Genomic DNA, 20,060 nt, shown 5'->3' with positions numbered 1-20,060 from the left:
GCGCCTGGTTCCCTGATCTCTGTTATTGGGGTTCATTTACGTAGCGATCGACGACATGCATCGTCTGCCGAGCCGCGGTTTCCTCATCGTGGAAATTGAATGACGTTATCGCGCCCGCCCGGAGGCTTGATTGGATGGCCTCATGCATTGGCACATCTTCCTGCACGATGTCGCGGCCCGCGCATTTGCCATACTCGATGGCAAGCAGCTCGCCGGCATTCTGGGGTTCCGGGTAAAAGGCGGTTATTTCCCACAGGGTTCTGTCCTCACTGATGGGCCAGAAATTGTAGCGGAGATAATTTCCGTTGAGCACGAGCATGTGGAAATTGGGGAAAATACTATAGTAATCGAAGGTATGGGCATGTTCGTCATTGCCGGAAGAATCCTGCGAAAAGGCATCCACGAATCCGGACAGGTAGCGCATCGTGACGGCTTCCATGCGGCTCGGCCTGAAGTCGGGATGCGGGCCCGTCGTAATTCTGGAGTGATCGCCCAGAAGCTCGATTTCGATGCTGCGAAAGTTGCCGTCCGGATCATGGGGGATCGCCCGGCCATGGGATTGTTTGTGTACATAGGGCAGGTGGTAGCCCTCTTCCTGCGAGGTGGCGCAGATTTTCCAGTTGGCGGCCACCTCGACGAGATACCGGACACCATAGGTAAACTGTTCAAAGGGGTAATTCTTCAGTTCTTCCGCAACGGGACCGAGATAGTCGAGGAGGGGCGGCGCCGACTCGGGTGAAAGGTTGACAAAAACGAAACCTTTCCACGTATCCACGGCGACCTGGGCCAGGCTGTGCTTGGCCTTGTCGAGTTCCCAGAAATTTTCCTCGTCCGGCACGTAAAGCAGCTTGCCCGAGGTATCGTAGGTCCAGCCGTGGTAGCCACAGCTCAACGCGCCCTTGCAATGGCCGGCTTTATCCCAGACCAGTCGGTTGCCCCGGTGCTGGCAGACGTTATGAAAAGCCTTAAGTGAACCATCCTTGGCGCGCACGATGAGCAGTGACGTCCGCGCGACGGCAAGATCGATGGTGAAGAAATCGCCCGCGTTGGGGATCTGCTCGGCCCGGCCGACATTAAGCCATGTCCGGCGGAACAGACGCTCGCGCTCCCTCTCGAAATATTCGGGCGACGTCAGCGGGGCGATGGGAACCGGACCCGTCCCGATTTCGGGATGTTTGCTCAGATGATGGTTGGGCCGGTATTGCGTCTCGCCTGGAAAGCGCTCGGCGGTTGTGGTCATGGTTCCCTCCCGAAATCTGCCAGCAGTCAGGCTGGTAGAGTCAAACGCTAAGTCCTTCCCTCCGAATCAGCCAGCCCTATCAAATGCATTTCTACATAGTGGCTATGCAGTGCAAGCGATCCCGCGCCGATCAGGCCATTTCGTCTGTCCGGCCGGGGCCCCGGCCGAGCAGGCTGTCCTGCTCGTTGTGGAAGGTTCGGATCAGGAACTCGGAGACGGCCTGAATTCTGGCGACGGCCCGGAAATCGGGGTGACGAACAAGCCAGATCTCGCGCTCGGGTATGGATGCCGGCAGGGGCAGGCGCCGTAGACCGGCCGTCCCGTCGCCCAGGAAGCAGGGCAGGACGGCCACCCCCAGCTTCTCGCGGGTGGCTGCAGCCAGCGTCAGAAGGCTGTTGCTGCGAAACTCGACTTTGGGCGAGCGAAGGGCTTCCTCGAGCCAGAGCAGCTCGGGCAAGTCGAAGGTCGATTCGTCATAGGCGAGGATCGGAACCTCCTCGAGGGCCTCGAGAGAGTCTGTCCTCGTGAGGCGGTCCCAGTCGGCGGCGCCGTAGACACCAAAAGCCATGGTCCCCAGCTTGCGCGTGATGAGATCCGCCCCCTTTGTCGGCCGGGCCAGGCGCACCGCCATTTCCGCCTCGAGACGGGCCAGGTCGAGGGTCCGGTTGTCGGCCAGAATATCCAGGGTGATTCCCGGATAGGCCCGATGGAAGCGCGCAATGTGCGGGATGAGGAAGTGGCTGGCCAGGGTCAGGACCATGGTCAGACGCACATGGCCGGCAAGCTGAGAATCCTGACCCAGCGCGCGGCGCTGGATGCTGTGGGCGCGCTCCTCCATCTGCATGCCGAGATCGAGAAGGTCGCGGCCGGCATGGGTCAGCTCCAGCCCCCGGGCGCCCCGTTCAAAAAGCTGGGCCTTGAGAGATTTCTCGAGACTCGCGATCCGTCGACTGACAGTGGATTGATCGACGCCGAGTTGGCGGGCGGCGGCGGTGAGATTGCCACTTCGCACCACTTCGATAAAAAATCGAATGTCGTCCCAACGATCCATCCATGCAATCTTACATACCAGTCCTGCACAATTGAAGGATTAATGCATAGGTAAAACCCGCTAGGGTACCGACCGAAGCCAGCCGGAAACGGCCGCGCTCATTTGCCCGGCCAAGGATACGCGCAGCGTGCCATCGCCGGGCGGTATGTTTTAGGGACTGGCGCCAGGCGTGAGCCAGCTTGATATGAACCGATGACCACTTCAGACAATCACATGGCCCAGCCTTATCCGGGGGCGATATCAAACACTGGACGATGGGACGACTATGTCCGGGACTCCAAGGTCCATCGCCGCCTCTATGTCGACCCCGAGGTCTTCCGCGAGGAGAACCTGAAAATCTTTGGTGCGAACTGGGTTTATGTGGGCCACGAAAGCGAAATCCCGGAGCCTGGCGATTACAAGACGACTACCATGGGGACGCGCCCTGTCATCCTGACCCATGTGCCGGACGGGTCCTTCGCGGTTCTGTTCAACCGGTGCAGCCACCGGGGCACGCGCTTGTGCCGTGCTCCTTACGGATCGGCGAAAAACTTTCTCTGCCCCTATCATGGCTGGACGTTCGATCTGAAAGGGGAGTTGAAGGGCGTACCGATGGTTTCGGGGTACGGCTCGTCATTCAAACTTTCCGATTACAATCTCAGGAAGGCTGCTGTCGTCGATTCTTACAGGGGGCTGATCTTCGCCTCCCTCTCTTCCGATGTACCGCCGCTGGAGACATATCTGGGCAATGCGCGTCCCTATCTCGACCGGTTCATAGACAGATCCCGCGACGGCAGGCTCAAATTGCGCAACGGTCAACACCGGATGCTCGTCAAGGCCAACTGGAAAACCGTCTGGGACAATTCCACCGATGGTTATCATCCGGAAACCTCGCACCGATCCGTTCTGATGATGTCGGAGCGGCGCTACGGCCAGGGCAAGTCGCTGTCGCACTTCAATGGCGAGCCGGACGACACGGACATGTATCAGGTCTCGCTTGGCAACGGACATACTTTCCTGGACCAGTTTCCCGGCATGGGCAGCCTGTGGAAGCGCGCCCGCCCGACGCCCGGTGGCGATGCCTACGAGGCCCAGCTCATCGAGGAATATGGCGCCGAAGAGGCCCGCCGCCTGCTGGAGGAGGCCCCCGGACCGGGGATGAACCTGAATATCTTTCCCAATCTGATGACGATCGGTAATCAGCTTGTCGTGATCGAACCGTTGTCACCCCACAGTTTCGCGATGATCTGGCACGCCACCACTCTCGAGGGCGTGCCGCAGGAAATCAACGCCATCCGTGTCCGCATTGCCGAAGACTTCCCCAATCTCGGCGAGTCGGACGACATCGAGAACTGGGAGCAGATTCAGGTGGGGCTTTCCATTCCCGAGGCTGAATGGGTCGATATGAGCCGCGGGCTGGAGACGGACCGCCCGGAGCCCGACGCGGGGCTTATCTGGGGCAAGGTCACCAGTGATACGGGCATGCGGGGCTATTATCGGGAGTGGAAGAGGCTGATGAACAGGCCTCTGCCGGGAGTGGGAGAGGCGGCATGACGCGACGGGCATTGACGGGCATCCTCGAAGAAGCGCCCCCTTCGGTCTATATCAACGACCGCTTCTATCAGGAGCTGGACGAGCACCACACGCGTGGCCGGGGTCGCCCCGATGCACAGGAGATGCGCGAGGAAATTGCCAACTTCCTCGCCTTCGAGGGCCGACTTCTTGACGAGCAACGTTTCGAGGAGTGGCTGGAATTAATGGATGACCGGTGCCTTTACTGGGTGCCATCGAGCTATCCGCCGGACGCCGCCGGCAAAACAGTCTCGGTAACGCTTGATGACCGGCGCCGACTGCTTGACCGGATCGCGCGCCTTCGCACCGGATATGCTTATTCCCAGGAGCCCCCCTCGCGGACGCAGCGCAGCCTGTCGTCGGTGGAGGTCTGGCATTACGGCCCCGAGACGGGGGATTTCATTTCGCGAGCATCATTTCAGGTCGCGGAATTGCGAAACAGCGAGATCACGCGTCATCATGGCATTTACGAGCATGTGCTGCGCCCGGCGGCGGGATCCTTCGTAATCTGCCAGAAGCGCATTATCCTCTTGAATGCCGATGAAATCCTGCCCAACGTGAGCTTCATCTTCTAGGGCGCTCCCCTTCCCAAGTCCGACCAGAACCATTGCCATGTCCGAGACGTCTTCTCCGGCTGTTTCCGAAGAACTGATCCGGCGAGTCGCGGATCGCCTTGAACTCGGGTCGCATACCGAGCCCGATCTGGAAAACCTGGAAAAAGTCTATACAGCGTGGTGTCAGCACGTTCCCTTCGATTCGGTGCAGAAGCGCATCCATATTTCGGAAGGAGAACACGGGCCCTTGCCGCTTGGCACCAGCCAATCCTTTTTCGAGAATTTTCTTGCCCATGGGACGGGCGGCACCTGTTGGCCGGTGAGCGAGGCGTTCCAGGTTCTTCTTGCTGCGCTGGGTTTTGAATCGTATCGGATGGCAGGCGCGATGCTGGACTTCCCGCAAATTCCGGCACCAAGCCACGGGACTGTGGTGGTTCGCCTCGAGGGGCAGCCGTATCTGGTGGATCCCTTCATGCTGTCCGAAGTGCCGCTACCGCTGGATCCGGAAAATCGAACCGTGGTTGAAAAAGTACCATCCCTGCGCCTTGAGGCCGAATATGAAGACGGCCGCTTCATCGTCGATTGGCGTTTTCCGGCAAAACGCGACACCGTATTCCGGTTCGGCTCAATGCCGGAGTTTGATCCCACGACGGCCGAGGTTTTTCGAGAGCGCTACGCCTTGACCGGCGGGACGAACAGTGCGTTTAACCAAAGTCTTTACATCGTGACCAACCGCGGGGATGAAATTCACTCGATTTTTCAGGGTGAGTACACGGTCGTCTCCCCGGACGATACCGCAAGAACGAGAACCGCCGGGAAGGACCGCGACGCATTATTGCGTGATATCTTCCGGCTGTCGGATGAGATTATCGAAAGGCTGCCTGAGGACCAGGCGGGCAGTTGAGCGGGACTGGCCACGCAAGGCGCAGGCCGGCATCGGGGAGGATGACAGCATGAAAACCGGGGAATACGTCAAACTTGATGCGTTGGCTCTGGCCGATTTGGTGCGGCAAAAATCGGTCCGGCCGGCCGAGCTTCTTGCGGCCGCGCGCGCGCGGGCGGCAGAGGTTGAACCCAGTATCCATGCCCTTGTGCACGATATGGCGGACAGCGCTGCGGCTGCGATCGACGCAGGCCTGCTCGAGGGGCCTTTCACGGGCGTTCCCTTCCTCGTCAAGGATTTCGTCATCAGCCTCAAGGACGAGCCAACCAAGGCCGGGTCGCGTCTCATGGCGAGCTTCGCGCCGGACCGGGACAGCGAGCTTATGGCCCGCTATCGCCGGGCCGGCCTCGTGACCTTCGCCAAGACAAGCACCCCCGAATTCGGCTTCGGCGGGCATTGCGAGGCGGTTGCATATGGCGAACCCACGCGCAATCCCTGGGCGCTCGATCGAAGCCCTGGCGGGTCCAGTGGCGGATCTGCGGCCGCCGTGGCGGCGGGTATCGTGCCGGTGGCGCACGCCAATGACGGGGGCGGATCCATCCGCATCCCGGCCGCCTGTTGCGGCCTGTTCGGACTCAAGCCCAGCCGGGGACGCGTGCCGCTCGGCCCGGGTCTCGGAACCTCCATGGCCGGGCTGCCGGTGGAACATGTTGTTTCACGCACAGTGCGGGACAGTGCGGCGCTTCTGGATGCGACGTCGGGCCCCGATATCGGGGCGCCCTATTGGCTGCCGGCGCCGGAGGGGAGTTTTCGGGCCGCAGTCGGCGAGAAGCCAAAGGCATTGAGAATTGCCGTCAGTGAGGACTTTAACGGCGCGTTCAAGGTGGACCCGGCCTGCCGTCAGGCCGTCCGGGAAGCGGCGCAACTTCTGGAGGACCTCGGCCACCACGTTGACGAGGCCCATCCGCCTCTCGATGCGGATGCCTTCGTCGATGCCTGGTTCGTCGAAATGGTGATATTCATGGCCTTCGTGGCCAAAGCGGTGGCCGGCGCGACCGGCCGTGAAATCGGCCCCGATACGGTGGAGCCCGTCACATTGTCAGCCATCGAAACGGGCCTGCGCCTTCCGGCGACGCGGGCGGTCGCGGCTGAAATGACGCTCAATACGATTTCGCGGGATTACGGCCGATTTTTTGCCGATTACGATTTTCTGCTGACACCGACGCTCTCGGAACCTGCGCCCGAGATTGGCCGGATCAATCAGAACGTCCCGGGACTCGATGCGCTGAGTTATCTCAAGGATGGCCTCTTCGCTCTGGCGCCGTTTTGCGGGCCATTTAACGCCACGGGCGGGGCGGCGATGTCGCTGCCGCTCTACTGGACGGAGGATGATCGGCCTGTGGGCATTCAACTGGGCGGGAATATCGGGAGTGAGCGTGCGTTGCTTCAACTGGCGGGCCAGTTGGAGACTGCGCGCCCCTGGGCGCACCGCTACCCGGCGCAACCGTAAGAGCCAAGTAGAGGCGGCGGAAAAAAACGGGGCTCTCGACCGAGAGCCCCGTTTCTCGTGATTTCACATCCGCCAGGCGGTCGTCGGTTTAGCGGCCGCCTTCTTCCAGCGCGGTCAGCGAATAGTCAGACGCCTGGGCGCCGGGGACGTAAGAGTAGGTTTCCGTCCCGTTCTTTCCGCCAAGCACCGTGTGCGTCGCGTGGCGGCGCTGGTAGTCGATGAAGCTGGCCCAGCCCGGCGCCATCATGATATCCACCTTGCCGGACTCCGGATCGATGAACCCGTCCTGCACGGGAGCCGGGAACCAGCCGATATCGGACCATTTCCAATATTCGCCCTTCTTGTCCCAGGCATCCATGATTTGCGGGTACCAGTTGTCGGTCTGGATGTAGAGGATCTTCTTGCTGTAGGGATGGATTTCGGGCGGGATGCACTCGACAATCCAGACCTCGCGCGGCTGGTAGACGTCCTGCCGGGCCCAATAGGGTGCATGATCCGAGACGATTCCCGGGTAATCCCCGGCGTCCAGCCCGTCATCCTCGTGGCCGGGATGCCGGCTGTAGGCGGGTGCCAGGACCCAGCGCTTGCCCTTGATCTCGAGATTCTTGTACCAGCCGGGATAGGCATTGAAGTGGAAGATGTCGTCCTGGATTTCGTCGGTTCCGCCGATCGTATCCACCCAGGCACCGCCCGACAGACGACGCACCCGGCGGACTGTCCGGATATAGGCCCAGGTATCATCGAGCCGGCCGTCCGAGTAGCGGATGGTGAAGGTCCCGATACCCCTCACGTCCTGCGGGTGCTGAGCTGTCAGGAGTGTCCGGTGGAAGATACTGCCATCGCCTTCCATCGGGGCGTTGGCGCCGACGCGTGTCAGCATATGATAGCGACGCATCCACCATTTCTGGATGCGTTCCACCCCGATATCGGCGTCGACAAAGACGAAATTGATGACCTGATGAAATGAATCGCCGGTCCGGGATCCGTAAACCAGGTTCCAGATTGCCTTTGCGCCGCCCGCCGGATCATTCTCGGCGATCTCGGGGAAGGGGATTCCCGACTGATAATCCATGATGTCGTAGGTGTTGGGGTCGACCTTGGCCGTCCCCTTATAGCGCTCGGTGGCCTGCATAACGCGGTAGTCGTTGTCGTTGGCCTGCGTCGCGACCAGTTCCATCCGCGCCCCTTCGTTCCGGATTTGGAACTCCTTTTGGGAAAGGATCATGTCGCCGATCCGCTTGCCCTCGAACAGCGCGTCTTTCAGGTCATCGTATGTGCTCGCATCGATGATGGTTCCGGGCGGTACCTCCTGCCCTGCCTTGGATTCGGCTTGCGCGACACCGGCTGGGAGGCACAGGGCCGCGATCAGCCAGGTTTTCGTGAGAAACTCTCTCACGCCAAGCTCGTATTTCTTCATATTCCAACTCCTCTCGCAAATTACCGGGATCGTGTCGCGAGTGCCTCGGTCCGCCGGGCGGTCGCATCGGCCGTTCCACCCGGCTCGACCGTGTATCCCTTCGCCGGCCCTCAGATTCCCCAGATTTTCAACGCTTCCCCGGTCTTTAAGGTTATATCCTGAGCTACTTAGGTGAGGGGCGCGCCACCCTAAAAGGGGGGTGTAGTGCCCGTACGGGGCCGGAAACTCCCTATATCCTCCCATCGTCGATCAGGCCCATGCGGTCCAGATAGTGGTTCATCATGTGGTGGATCGTGTGCTCGTAGGGCGACATCCGGCCCGCGCGATAGGCATTCGAGGTCATCGCGCGCTGCAGCGCGGAGATCATGGCCTGGTCCTCGCTCGCGATAATTTGTTCAAAGTCGGCGTAGACCTTTGCCTTGCGCGCGAAGTCGGGGTCATCGAAATGCGTCTTGTGAAAGGTCGTGTAGAAGGTGATTTGCGTGCGGTTCGGGCCAAGGGGCCAGCAAATCCATATGAACACGCTGTCATAACGGCAGAACAGCATGATATTTGGCGAGATGTGTGCGATGCACGACGACGAGGGCGGCTGGCCTGCCCAGCATGGCAACCCGGCGAACAGCGTTTCGCCGGTCGGCGTCAGTGGAGCGCCCTGGTGGAAAGTGAAGAAATTTCCCCTCTCCAATAATTCCGGCACGTAGTTGTCGACATCCACGGCGCTGCCAAATGTATCGGCATGAAGCACCCGCAGATGGTAGACATCCTGGAAATTTTCCACGCCAAGCTTCCAGTTACACGGCAACTCGAAAGTCCATTTATTGGCCAAGCGGCAATCCTCGGCATGCACGAAAGCCAGGCGCTCGGCGGCGGTGCCTAGAAAATCGGTCAGATCGGCTGGCTCGTCCCCGAGATTGACGAAAACCCAGCCCTGCCAGGTATCGAGACGCACGGGCCGCAAGCCGCATTGCGCCGGATCGAAGCCCGGCACGCCCTCCATGTGGGGGGCATGGAGCAGCCTGCCATCAAGTCCGTAGGTCCAACCGTGATAGGGGCAGCTGAAAGCCTTGGCCGCGCCCGACTCGGTGGCCACGGTCACGCCCCGATGCGCGCAGGTATTGAAGAAACCTCGCAGAACACTGTCGGCCCCGCGAGAAATCAGAATAGGCTCGCCCAGCACATCGAAAGTAAAATAGCTACCGGGATCCGGGGCTTCTTCCACACGCCCGACACAGAGCCAGTCCTTGAGGAAAATCTCCCGTTTCTCCTGCTCGTAGATTTCCTCCGCCGCGTAAATCCGGCCCGGCAAGTGGCGCGCCCGGTCCAGCGGCCGCCTTGTGGCAGCGATTTCGTCGCACGAGGCGTTGGCGTTTTCCTGTCGAATCATCAACCTTCCTCCGGGTTCGACTCACGCAAGACAGAGTTGCTTATTTGGTGGCGAAAATCGTCAACGGCGGCTTTGAAGCAGTCGAGGGGGGCTCGCACAATTCCGGCGCCGATCTGCCCCCCGTTCCTGCCGGCAATGCCGATATCCATGACCGGCTGGATTCCGGTCTCGATGACCCGGAAAATGTCGATCCCCGTCGGAGTGCCGCGATAATCCAGCGCCGGGATTCGAAAATCGGGGTTCTCGCCCTCGGTTATCCGGTAGAGAGCCAGGTTACGCTCGATCATCTTTTGCGCCGAGCCTCCTTGATAGCGTTGCAGCGGAAACGCCGCGGCCTGTGCAAAGCCGCCCAGCCCGATCGTCTCGGTTATTGGGCTTTCCCCGCCCATCCAAGTGATATCGGCCTCGGAGAACCCGTCGAAGAGGCGTGCGGACACATCGGCATGCGGGCCCGTGTACCATAAATCGCCCAGCCCGCTGACACGGATTGCAAAGCCCCGGCAGTTGAAGGCCATCCCCGTCACCAGGCTGGAACCACCCACATTGTGAGCGGCATCGGCGGCGACTTTCGCGGCGGCCATGGACAGGCGCAGGAAAAAATAGTGGTCTTCGGTCATCGCCTGGACGGCGGCGTCTATGTCATTGTCGCCGTTTCTGGCGCGCCTCAGAAATGCGGGAACCAGTTCACGCAGAAAGAGAAGCGCCGCCGCGGTGTTCCGGCTGTGCAGTTCGTCGCCCATATGAAGTGCGCGAACCATCAGGGGCTTGAGGGGGATGCCGCCCGTATCGCGCACAGCCCGGGCGATGGCGGGGCTTACGACATCGGCGATGTATTTGAGGCGCCGGTGGATTTTCTCGTTGTACACACCATAATTGAGGCGTTCGGGATCGGTGCCTTCATAGATATTGCAGAACCCGATATTCCCGCGGCTCGTGTTCTCGACCACGAAAACCGGCATCGAGGCGGTGTAAATCCCCGCCAGTGAGCCGACGGCTCCATATTCGTGGCACCCGCCAATTCGGATGGTGCCGGCCCGCAACCGTTCGATGGCCTGTTGCCGGTCTCCCGCCAGACCCTCGTAAAGCGCGCCACCGATCAGGGCTTCGCGCTGTCCACCCGAATATTCCTCGAAGGGCATGGCGGGGCCCGAGGTCAGGATCAGATCGGGGCTCATGCCGGGCAGGGCGTCTATCGCCGGGCGGATGTCCCGCAGGACCGGTTCCGCTCCCGTCATGCGGGAAAAGGCCCTGGCGTTCGCCGCTTCCCGGGTTTCGTCCCTTGTCGCCGTGTCGGTCATCCGAATTTCGTCAGATAGGAATCAATTTCCCAGGGAGAAATCTCGTTGTGATAACGCCACCATTCCTCGGATTTCAGGGCGATATATGATTCGAAGAGATCGTCGCCCATAACCTCGCGGCCCAGCGAATCACCGCCGAAAGCCTCGATCGCCTCAAGCAGTGTCCTCGGGAGCTGTGCCACGCCTCGCGCCGCCAGTTCCGCGTCGCTCAGCTCGTACATGTTTTCCTGGTGCGGATCGCCAGGATCGAGATCGTTCTCGATACCATCGAGCCCGGCGCCGAGCATCATGGCGGCGGCGAGGTACGGGTTGAATGCAACATCCGCAGCCCGGCATTCCACGCGCGCGCTTGAAAGGTAGACCGAGCCGGGTCCGGGCTGCCTGTCCTCGATCTCGGGCCTTATCATGGGAACACGCAGCATGTGGGTGCGGTTGTTGCCGCCATAGGAAATGAAGATCGGCGCCCAGGTGTACCCGGTCATCGAGCCGGTCTTCACCAGGCGCTTGTAGGAGTTCACCGTGGGGCAGGTCACGGCGACAATCGCCGGTGCATGTTTGAGAATGCCCGCCAGAAACTTGTAGGCGAGGGGGGAGAGGCCGCAGTTGCGCGGGTCGCTGGCTTCGCCGAAAAGATTGCGGCCGGTCGAGATGTCCTCCATTGACATGTTCAGGTGGGCGCCGCTGCCCGTGCGATTATTGTAGGGTTTGGGCATGAAGCTCGCCTCGAACCCGTGGCGGCGCGCAACCTCCTTGGCCATGAGCCGCCAGAGGGTGTAACGGTCCGCCATGGTGACAGCGTCGGCATAGGCGAAATCCAGTTCGAACTGGCTGTTGGCGTCTTCGTGATCGAATGAATGAACGTCCCAGCCCATCTCGTCCATATAGCCGACGATCTCGTCGAGCCAGTCCATGTTCTCGAGCAAGTTGGCGACGTCGTAAGCCGCCTTGGCCAGCGTATCGTTGGGATTGGCCGGCACGATCGTGCCGTTTTCCCGGCACACCAGATATATTTCGCACTCGATACCCAGATTGAACCGCAACCCCAACCGCTCGGCGCGCGCCATCTGTTGCTTGAGAACGGTACGGGCACACATGGGCCAGGGGGACCGGCGGAAGGTCAGGTCGCCGGGCACCCAGGCGGTATCGCGACGCCAGGGCAGGATCGTCAGCTTTTCAAGATCGGGAATGACTGCGAGTTCCTCGTCGGACGGGCCCTGGCCAAGCCCGTCCAGTGCCGCGCCGGTATATAGTTCGGAACCGCGGGACATTCGTCCCAGATGGGAAAGGGGCACGGCCTTGCCCTTGGTGACGCCGTGCACGTCGACATAGGCAGCAAGGCAGTATTTTACCCCTTCCGCGGCCAAGGTGGCTTGCAATGCGGCAACGTCAACCGCGCTCTCCCGGCCGCCGGGTTCCGCTGTCGGAATTCCTTCACCCCCCATGGCCGTCATGCCGCCTAGAGACCCTTGCCATCGAGGACGCGTTCGATGACGTATCGGGCGATCTGGTTACAGGGCTTGTCGTAGGTGCTGAAGCGCCCCTGTTCGGCGAGGGTCGACGAAAATCCGCGCTGCATCGACTCGCACGCCCAGTAATCCTGTCCGTGGATCACGAGCAGGCAGTCAGTCGCGGACTTCAGTCGCGGTTCAAGATCCGGCAGCGCGGCCGTGGTCGGCGGAATGCAGACGTGGATGGTGAGATCGAATGTGCCCGGAGAACGCGGGAATATTCGATAGAAGCCCATCATTTCCGGCGAGACGAAAAACAGAAGGTTCGGATAGATGCAGAAGAACTGACCCAGATGATTCTCGCGTTCGGTCAGGCTGGGGATTCTGGGAACCGGCGAATGTTCTCCCGTGACGCTCCAAAGCGTCCCATGTTTGGCCGGAATTTCGCCAAAGGAATGCTCGTAATTCCCGTTGTAAGCGTCCGCCTTGGAAAGCTGCGTCGGCATCGGGTCATGCGTGCCCTTGTGAAGGCCCAAGACGTGATAAAATTCCATGAAATTGTCGAGCATCAACTTCCAGTTCCAGGGCGCCTGCTGTTCGGCCAGGACGACGGTGGTCATCTCCGACAGCTTGTAATTCTTGAGAATTTCGTCGGCGCCCTTCAGGCGCGGGCTGAGGGGCGTGGCGTCCTTGTTGAAGCTGACAAAGACAAACCCCTGCCAGACTTCGACCTTGAGGCGCGGCAGGCAAATTTTCTTGCTGTTGAAATTCTTGACGCCACCCATTTCCGGTGCGCCGTAAAGCTCGCCCTTGAGTGAATAGGACCAAAGGTGGTAACGGCACAGAAGCTCCTTGGTGTTGCCGGAGCCCTGGATCACCTCGGCGCCGCGATGGCGGCAGACGGTTGAAAGCGCCTGAATCTCGCCTTTCTCGTCGCGCAGGATGACGAGCGGGTTATCGAACAGGTCGATGCAGTAATAATCGCCCGCGTTTGGGATCTGATCGGCGCGCCCGACGCAGAGCCACTCCTTCATGAAGATGCGCTCTATTTCGAGCTGATAAAATTCCTCCGACGTGTAGGCGAGGGGAGGAAGCGTCGAAGCTTCCTCCAGCGGGCGAAGGCTGGCGTCGAAATCGCCCTGGCTGCGGAGTTTTGCCGCAATGGCGTCACCACTCGTCGTGTTATCTAAAGGGGCCATAGTGATCCTCCCGTTCAATTCGTCGGTTAGCCGTCGGGTGCGGTACCCCGGAAAACACCGGGCGCTGTTGGCAGAAAGGCTAGGGAGGGTGCTTGCGGGAGTCACCCGCGATTCGCATGGCTGACCTGCAGTAGAATCAAAAAATAAAATCGCGAAAAAACAAATGGTTAATAGATATCCTCTCGGTTAATCCGTATTTTCTTTCATCCCGGCGCCGAGTACCGTGATTCCAGGCCGGTACCGCCCGCCAGGAGGGGATGACCGCATGGCACCGACACGGGCTGCTGTCTCGCAAACCAACGCGCTGCCGCCCTTTCATTTGCGCCACGGGGTGGGGCGCGGGCACCTTCTCTCACCCTTCATTCATCAGGGCCGGCGGGTGCTGTCGGTGGTCGCACCTGCCGGCTATGGCAAGACCAGGTTGCTGGCCCAGCTCGCGCATCGGGTCCACGACGAGGGGACCGACGTGGCCTGGCTCAGCCTCGACGACAGGCACCGCCGTTATCAGCAATTCGTCACCGAGTTCCTTCAGGCTGTCTCACAGGGCGCCCCCTATGTGGCCAGCCGTTTTCCGGATCCGGCTATGGCCCTGGCCGATCGGGCAGAAGTCGTTCGGGCCCTGACGGCGACGCAGAAACCGCTCCTGATCGTGCTCGACGACGTTCATTTCCTGGACGACCCGTCCTGGGAGTGGCTTGGCTTCCTGCTCCGCGAAGGTCCCCCCTGGCTCAGCTTTGCCATCGCCGGACGGGTCAGCCCTGCCCTCGACTGCGCGACTCTTCGGCTGAACGACTCGATTGTTGAAATTGGTAAGGCGCAGCTTGCATTTGCACCAAATGAAGCACTGTCTTTTTTCGAAAGTCAGGGCCTCGCTTCGCTTTCCAGGGATGAAGTCGCCGCGCTTCAGGAAAAGACCGAGGGCTGGCCCGCCGCCTTGCAGCTGGCTGCGGTCGCGCTCAAGGAAGGACGCGTTCCACTCGATGCCATCAGCGAATTCGGCGCGCATGAGCAGTTGCTGTCGGAATATCTGTTGAACGAGGTATTTCACAACATGCCCCAAGGCGTTCGGGATTTCCTGCTCAAAACCGCCATATTGGAAAAGCTTTCCCCCGACCTTTGTGACGCCGTCACGGGCGAGTCGGACGCCCATCACCACCTGGCGGAAATCGAACGGTTAAACCTGTTCCTTTGGCCGTTGGACCCGGAGCGAAAATGGTTTCGCTACCATGCGCTGTTCGCGGATTTTCTTTGTCAGCGGCTGGCATCGAACATGCCCGCCAAGCGGGTCGAGCGCCTGCACCGTCGGGCGGCGGCCTGGTTCAATCGTCACGGATATATGGCCGAGGCCGTGCACCATTGTTTTGCGGCGAGTGATTTCAAGGGCGTCGTACGTATCCTCAACAAGCATTGTGACGAGTTTTATTACACCGGTCATTATGGCGAGGTCCTTCATTGGCTCGAACGGCTGCCGCCGGCGCTTCTCCGCCACCAGCCGCGGCTTCTTCTCAACCGCGTCTGGGCCCTGGTGCATGAATGGCGCTTCGATGAGGCGGAATCCCTGATCCGGACTGTCCGTCGCAACAGGGGCGAGGAAGCGGATCACGGCCAGGAGCTGGAGGCGCTGATCGCGCATCGCCGAGGCATGAAGCTCATGGTCGCCGACAGGCTGCTTTCGGCGCGTGATGTCTGGCGACGCCTTCTCTCGGAAACGACCTTCGACGACCCGTATCTGCAGGGCTCGGCAGATGTGGCCTTCGCATTTTCTCAGTACAATCTCTATTCCTACAAAGCGGCGCGGGATCACGCTGCGCGCGGCGAACAGCTTTTCCGGTCCAATCGGCAGCATTGCGGCAAGATATGGAGCGACACCTTTGCCTCAATCTGCTTGATCGGGATTGGTGAGGCCGGTCAGGTGGAAGGTATTTTGCGCGGCGCCGTCGAAGCGGCGAGCGAACATGCCGGCGCGCATTCGTCTTTCGTGGCCCTGCCGGCGCTCACGCTTGCGGGGTTCCTGTATGAGCGCAATCGCCTCGGGGAAGCGGTTCGCCTCGTCCAGCTCTATCTCAACAAGGCGACCACGCTCGGTGTGGTCGATCAGTTGATCGCGGGATATGTCGCGGGGATGCGTCTCGCCGATATGGGGCGGTTGCATGAAGAAGTGGCCGAGATTTTCGCGCGGGGGCTCGACTGTGCGGCGGCGCACGGGTTTTCACGTCTGCGTGCACACCTTGTGGAGGAGCGCCTCCGCGGGCTCGGCCTGCAGGGGGATGTCAGCGGATTTCTGGCGCTCGCCCGGCGCGAGGGGCTCCTGGATCACGGGACCGATGGTTTTTATCCCGGACGTCTTCAGACCTCGGCGGACGAGGCGCGCGCCCTGGCCCGGGCCCGCGTCGCATTCCGGCTGGATGAAGCCAGTGGCGCCGTTTCCGTCCTGCGTGCATGGATCGCCTTCCTTCGCCGCCGGGGTTATCGGCGGTCGGATTGCAATTTCAATATCGTCCTTGCCGATATGCTGTTCCGGCTAGACTGCGAGGAAGAGGGCCTGGACCGACTCTGGGACGCGATCCGTATTGCGGCCGAGACCGGAACCATCCGGCCCTTTCTGGATGAAGGTGACGTTGTCGTCGCCAGGCTTGGCGAACTGGCCAGCCGCCGCGGGCTGTCGGCGACGGAAGCCTCTCACCTGCGCATCGTTCTGGACCAGTGCCCCCCTGAATTGTTGCGGCGGTCGGCTGCTCGGGCCGGGCTTCAGCCGGACGGCGAGAGGCCGCAGCTTCATCGTGCCGGCGCGCCGTTAAAGCTGCGCGAGCGCGAAGTATTGCGCCGGATCGCACAAGGCATGACCAACGGCGAGGTGGCGGGCGACCTGTCGCTCGCGGTAGGCACGGTCAACTGGTATGTCCACCAGATCTATCAGAAGCTCGGGGTTCATCGGCGGACCCATGCCGTCAGCCGGGCGAGGGATCAGGGGCTTTTATAACCATCCGCATTGGCCGGCCCGCCATCGGGCGGCGCGGTCTCGCGGCGGGGAACACGCGACAGGCCCCTGAGGCGCTCGAAGAGCTGCGTCGCGGTAACGACACCGGTGGCGCTCAGTTCGACCCCTGCGGCGGCGATTTTCCGGGCAACCCAGGTATTGCAGGTATTGAAGACGTGAAACGGCCCGTGGGCGGCGTAAAAAAGACTCTGCCCGTAAAGCCCGGGCCCAAGCGGCAGCGCAGGCTGGTCGGCCGACGGGCGGGCGAACGAGCCGCCAATCTCACTGATAAGCCGCGCAAGTTCGGCGCGAGACAGGGGCAGAACGACTAGCCGATCTCCCGCACGCGGCAGGGCGTCGAACGCGGCCATGTGCATGACCGAACGCGACGGCAGCAGTCCAGCCTTCAGGGCCGTGAAGGGGCCGGGGTCGTCTGCGCGATAGTAATCGAGGTCGCCCCAGCCGAATTCGAGATAAGTGGCTTCCGGAAAATCAGCTATTTCAGGAATCGCCGAGGGAGAGATATCCCGCCGCGCGACGACGATGCCTGCATGCCAGGAGACCCGAAAAACATAGGCCGTTTCGGTTAAAGGGGCAGGCGGGACGGATGACGCGAGCGGCGGCACTCCTGGCGCGCAGGCGGCCACGATGACGGCGAGGGCCAGCAGCAAGGCAGCCCGGCAGCGCCTTCTGCCTGTGTGGGTGATGGAGGATTGCACTATCCGGCCTTTTCCCGGCCCTTCGGTGAGGAAGCAGGCAAGCAAGCCTAGCTATTTCTGTGACCCAAGTCATTACACCACCTCATAGCCACAAAATTTTTTTACTCTAGCCTGTTCGGATGGTTGCGGATTCTTCGGAAATTTTTGCTCCGCCGGCTTCGCTGCAGGCGTTCGTGAACGAACTTTCCTCGGCCGGCAGTCGGACCGCCATTCTCGCCTTCGAGGACGGGACAGAGCAGCGGCTGACCTATGAGGAACTGACGGCGGCGGCCGCACGGCAGGCCCGCCATCTGCGCGATCAGGGAATCGGTGCGGGTGATCCGGTTGTCCTGACCGGCCAGGGCGGTCTGGCCTGGGTCACCAACTTGCTTGCTCTCTTTCACTGTAATGCCTGTCCGGTGCCGGTCGATGTTCAGATGTCTATCAGGTCGTTCGAACACGTCCTCAAGGACAGCGGCGCGCGGCATGCGCTGTTGGGGGCCGATGCGGCAGATCGGTTCGAGGCGCCCTGCGATCGGGCCGGAATAATCGCGGCCAGAATTGGGGCGGCGGGAGCCGCCGGGCAGGGGACAGAAGAACAGCAGGAAACGGAGACACCGCTTTATTCCGCAACGGATCCGAAGGATCGGGCCATCCTGTTTTATACCTCGGGCACCACCGGTCCACCCAAGGGTGTCCCCCTGACCCACCAGAACGTCATTCACCAGCTCGGCGTCCTCGCCGGCGCTGGGGTGGTTAGCCGGGATGACCGGATCCTCCTGCCCCTGCCGCCGCACCATGTGTATCCGCTGGTCATCGGGATACTGGCGCCGCTGGCGCTCCGCCTCACGCTTGTGTTGCCGTCCGGCTTCACGGGAGGCCAGATTCTGGATGCGCTGAACCGCGGAAGGGCAACGCTGATGATCGGCGTCCCCCGCCTCTATGAGGCGCTGACGGACGGAATCGAGACTCGGTTTTCGAGCAGCCTCCCCTTGGGACGGTCCCTTTACCATGGCGGCCTCGCGCTCAGCCGGTTCTTTCTTGATTACGGTTTGCCGATCGGACCGGCCCTGTTCCGGCCCCTGCGTCGCCGTTTCGGCCCGGCGCTGCGGACGGTGGTGTCGGGCGGCGCCGCGCTCAAGCCGCGGACCGCGCGCACTCTCGAGGCGCTGGGGTGGCAGGTAGCGACAGGTTATGGGCTGACGGAAACCTCGCCGCTTCTTACCCTGGTCCGCCAGGGGGAAGGGCATCTGGAGACAGCCGGTCGGGCGGTCAAGGGAGTGGAACTCAAAACTGATCCGCCGGGCACGGCAGACCGGCCGGGAGAAGTTCTCGCCCGTGGGCCGGGTGTCTTTCACGGTTACCTAAACCTGCCGGACAAGACCCGAGAGGTACTGTCAGACGATGGCTGGTTCCGTACCGGCGATCTCGGCTGGATCGACGATCAGGGCTACCTTCATCTGACCGGTCGAAAATCCACCCTGATGGTGACCGCCGGGGGCGAAAATGTGCAGCCCGACGACATTGAGGAAGCTTATGGCGCCCACGAGGCCATTTCCGAAATTGCGGTATTCGAGCGCGAGGGACGGATCCTCGGGCTGATCGTGCCGGCCCCGTCTCTTGGCGCGCGCGATGACCGGGCGACCTTGATTCGCGAGGCAGTGCGGGAAGTATCGCGCACGTTATCTTCCTATCAGAATCTCGCCGAGTACCGCCTGACTGGGGAAAGCTTGCCGCGAACCCGGCTCGGCAAGATACGGCGTCATCTCGTCGAGGAGCGGTATGACATGGCGGGCGCCGCCGACCGGGGAGAGGGACGGTCCGAAGATACGGCCTGGCCCCGCGAGGAACTCTCGATCGAGGATGAGGCGCTGCTCGCCGATGAAAGGGCGGCGCGGACCTTCGATCTGGTACGGAAACGGGCGGGCCGCGCACGACTGACGTTTGACAGCGACCTGGGGCTGGATATCGGTATAGATTCCATCGAATGGCTTAACCTGTCGCTCGAGATCAGCGAGGCCACGGGCGTTGGGCTTTCCGAATCGGCCATCGCCGAGATTCGCACCGTGAGAGAGCTGTTGCAGCGGGTCACCGGCGGGAGCGAGCCGGGCATCGACCTGGAAACCGCGTTAAGCGATCCGGACCAGGTGTTGAGCGAGTCGGATCGCCGGTGGTTGGACCCGCCCGGGCCATTGGGAAAATGCGTCGCTTACGCTGGTGCGACGCTCAACATGTTGCTTGTGCGGGCTGTTTTCCGGTTGCGTGTCACGGGCCTGGAAAACCTGCCGGTGGACGCGCCATGCGTGCTTACCCCAAATCACGCCAGTTATCTCGATCCGCTTATTATTGGCGCGGCCCTGGGGCCGGGCCGGCTGCGTCACTTCTGCTGGGCGGGATGGACGGGCATGCTGTTCCGCGGTCCCTTGTCCCGCGCCATCTCGCGCGCTGCCCGTGTCCTTCCAATCGATCCGGTTGGTCGGGCCGCCTCAAGCCTCGCCTATGGTGCGGCCGCACTGAAGCGGAAAACGAGCCTGATCTGGTTTCCGGAAGGGGCGCGTTCGATAGATGGCCGGCTTGGGACGTTCCGGCCCGGGATCGGCCTCGTGACCGATCATTGGCCGGCCCGGATCGTGCCTGTGGTCATAGCGGGCAGTTTCGAGGCCTGGCCACGCGGGCGCCGCTGGCCTCGCCCGCACCCTGTCCGCGTGTCCTTCCTGCCGGCAGTGGACGCGGCGGTGCTCGCGCGGGATGGAAAGGGCGATACGAACGCGGAAAGGATCGTCAACGGTCTGCGCCGGCGCATGGCTGACGCGCTTGCGGATTGACCTCCGCAGAATGGCCGGCATCCTC

The 20,060-nt window shown here is 61.6% G+C and carries 14 protein-coding genes; 6 read left to right on the top strand and 8 right to left on the bottom strand.

Translation table 11 applies throughout. The features are described 5' to 3' along the window. Positions 1-22: 22 nt before the first annotated feature. A complete protein-coding gene (locus RLQ26_11090) occupies positions 23-1,240 on the bottom strand; it encodes an SRPBCC family protein (GenBank protein ID MEQ9089268.1) in 1,218 nt (405 codons plus the stop codon). Positions 1,241-1,370: 130 nt separating this feature from the next. After that, entirely contained in the window at positions 1,371-2,291 is a 921-nt protein-coding gene (locus RLQ26_11085; GenBank protein ID MEQ9089267.1) for a LysR family transcriptional regulator, read from the bottom strand. A gap of 213 nt (positions 2,292-2,504) precedes the next feature. Here RLQ26_11085 and RLQ26_11080 point away from each other — a divergent pair, with 213 nt between their 5' ends. Genes RLQ26_11080 through RLQ26_11065 form a run of 4 tightly spaced genes read left to right on the top strand, consistent with a single transcriptional unit; the run spans position 2,505 to position 6,789 of the window. Then, positions 2,505-3,824: a Rieske 2Fe-2S domain-containing protein gene (locus RLQ26_11080; protein ID MEQ9089266.1), complete on the top strand. Its 1,320-nt coding sequence runs from the start codon at positions 2,505-2,507 to the stop codon at positions 3,822-3,824. Then, positions 3,821-4,417 (top strand): aromatic-ring-hydroxylating dioxygenase subunit beta, encoded by a 597-nt coding sequence (locus RLQ26_11075; protein ID MEQ9089265.1) that lies wholly within the window; start codon positions 3,821-3,823, stop codon positions 4,415-4,417. Before RLQ26_11080 ends, RLQ26_11075 begins: the two co-directional genes overlap by 4 nt. A gap of 37 nt (positions 4,418-4,454) precedes the next feature. After that, positions 4,455-5,300, top strand: coding sequence for an arylamine N-acetyltransferase (locus RLQ26_11070; GenBank protein ID MEQ9089264.1), 846 nt, complete (start codon positions 4,455-4,457; stop codon positions 5,298-5,300). Positions 5,301-5,349: 49 nt separating this feature from the next. Continuing rightward, positions 5,350-6,789, top strand: coding sequence for an amidase (locus RLQ26_11065; protein MEQ9089263.1), 1,440 nt, complete (start codon positions 5,350-5,352; stop codon positions 6,787-6,789). Positions 6,790-6,877: 88 nt separating this feature from the next. Here RLQ26_11065 and RLQ26_11060 read toward each other — a convergent pair whose 3' ends face one another. The 5 genes from RLQ26_11060 to RLQ26_11040 all read right to left on the bottom strand — a co-directional run bounded on the left by RLQ26_11060 (position 6,878) and on the right by RLQ26_11040 (position 13,535). Beyond that, the gene (locus tag RLQ26_11060) at positions 6,878-8,206 is read right to left on the bottom strand and encodes a DUF1329 domain-containing protein (protein ID MEQ9089262.1); all 1,329 of its coding nucleotides are present in this window, start codon (positions 8,204-8,206) and stop codon (positions 6,878-6,880) included. Positions 8,207-8,435: 229 nt separating this feature from the next. Next, a complete protein-coding gene (locus tag RLQ26_11055; protein MEQ9089261.1) occupies positions 8,436-9,590 on the bottom strand; it encodes an aromatic ring-hydroxylating dioxygenase subunit alpha in 1,155 nt (384 codons plus the stop codon). Beyond that, on the bottom strand, positions 9,590-10,888 hold the full coding sequence (locus tag RLQ26_11050) for a DUF1116 domain-containing protein (protein MEQ9089260.1): 1,299 nt from the start codon (positions 10,886-10,888) through the stop codon (positions 9,590-9,592). Before RLQ26_11050 ends, RLQ26_11055 begins: the two co-directional genes overlap by 1 nt. Further along, positions 10,885-12,330, bottom strand: coding sequence for a type III glutamate--ammonia ligase (gene glnT / locus RLQ26_11045; GenBank protein MEQ9089259.1), 1,446 nt, complete (start codon positions 12,328-12,330; stop codon positions 10,885-10,887). Before glnT ends, RLQ26_11050 begins: the two co-directional genes overlap by 4 nt. A gap of 14 nt (positions 12,331-12,344) precedes the next feature. Then, entirely contained in the window at positions 12,345-13,535 is a 1,191-nt protein-coding gene (locus tag RLQ26_11040) for an aromatic ring-hydroxylating dioxygenase subunit alpha (protein ID MEQ9089258.1), read from the bottom strand. A 265-nt stretch (positions 13,536-13,800) separates the two neighbouring features. Between RLQ26_11040 and RLQ26_11035 the strand changes: the two genes are divergently transcribed. Further along, positions 13,801-16,515 carry a LuxR C-terminal-related transcriptional regulator gene (locus RLQ26_11035; GenBank protein MEQ9089257.1) on the top strand — a complete coding sequence of 905 codons (2,715 nt, stop codon included), beginning with the start codon at positions 13,801-13,803 and terminating at the stop codon, positions 16,513-16,515. Here the strand turns inward: RLQ26_11035 and RLQ26_11030 are convergent. Continuing rightward, positions 16,500-17,231, bottom strand: coding sequence for a DUF2459 domain-containing protein (locus RLQ26_11030; GenBank protein MEQ9089256.1), 732 nt, complete (start codon positions 17,229-17,231; stop codon positions 16,500-16,502). The two genes, RLQ26_11035 and RLQ26_11030, sit on opposite strands and share 16 nt — an antisense overlap. Positions 17,232-17,404: 173 nt before the next feature. Between RLQ26_11030 and RLQ26_11025 the strand changes: the two genes are divergently transcribed. Next, positions 17,405-20,035 (top strand): AMP-binding protein, encoded by a 2,631-nt coding sequence (locus RLQ26_11025; protein ID MEQ9089255.1) that lies wholly within the window; start codon positions 17,405-17,407, stop codon positions 20,033-20,035. Positions 20,036-20,060 lie beyond the last annotated feature (25 nt).

It is taken from the genome of Alphaproteobacteria bacterium, assembly GCA_040220875.1.
Lineage (GTDB): Bacteria > Pseudomonadota > Alphaproteobacteria > JAVJVX01 > JAVJVX01 > JAVJVX01.
This window is presented reverse-complemented; position numbering and strand designations above follow the sequence as displayed.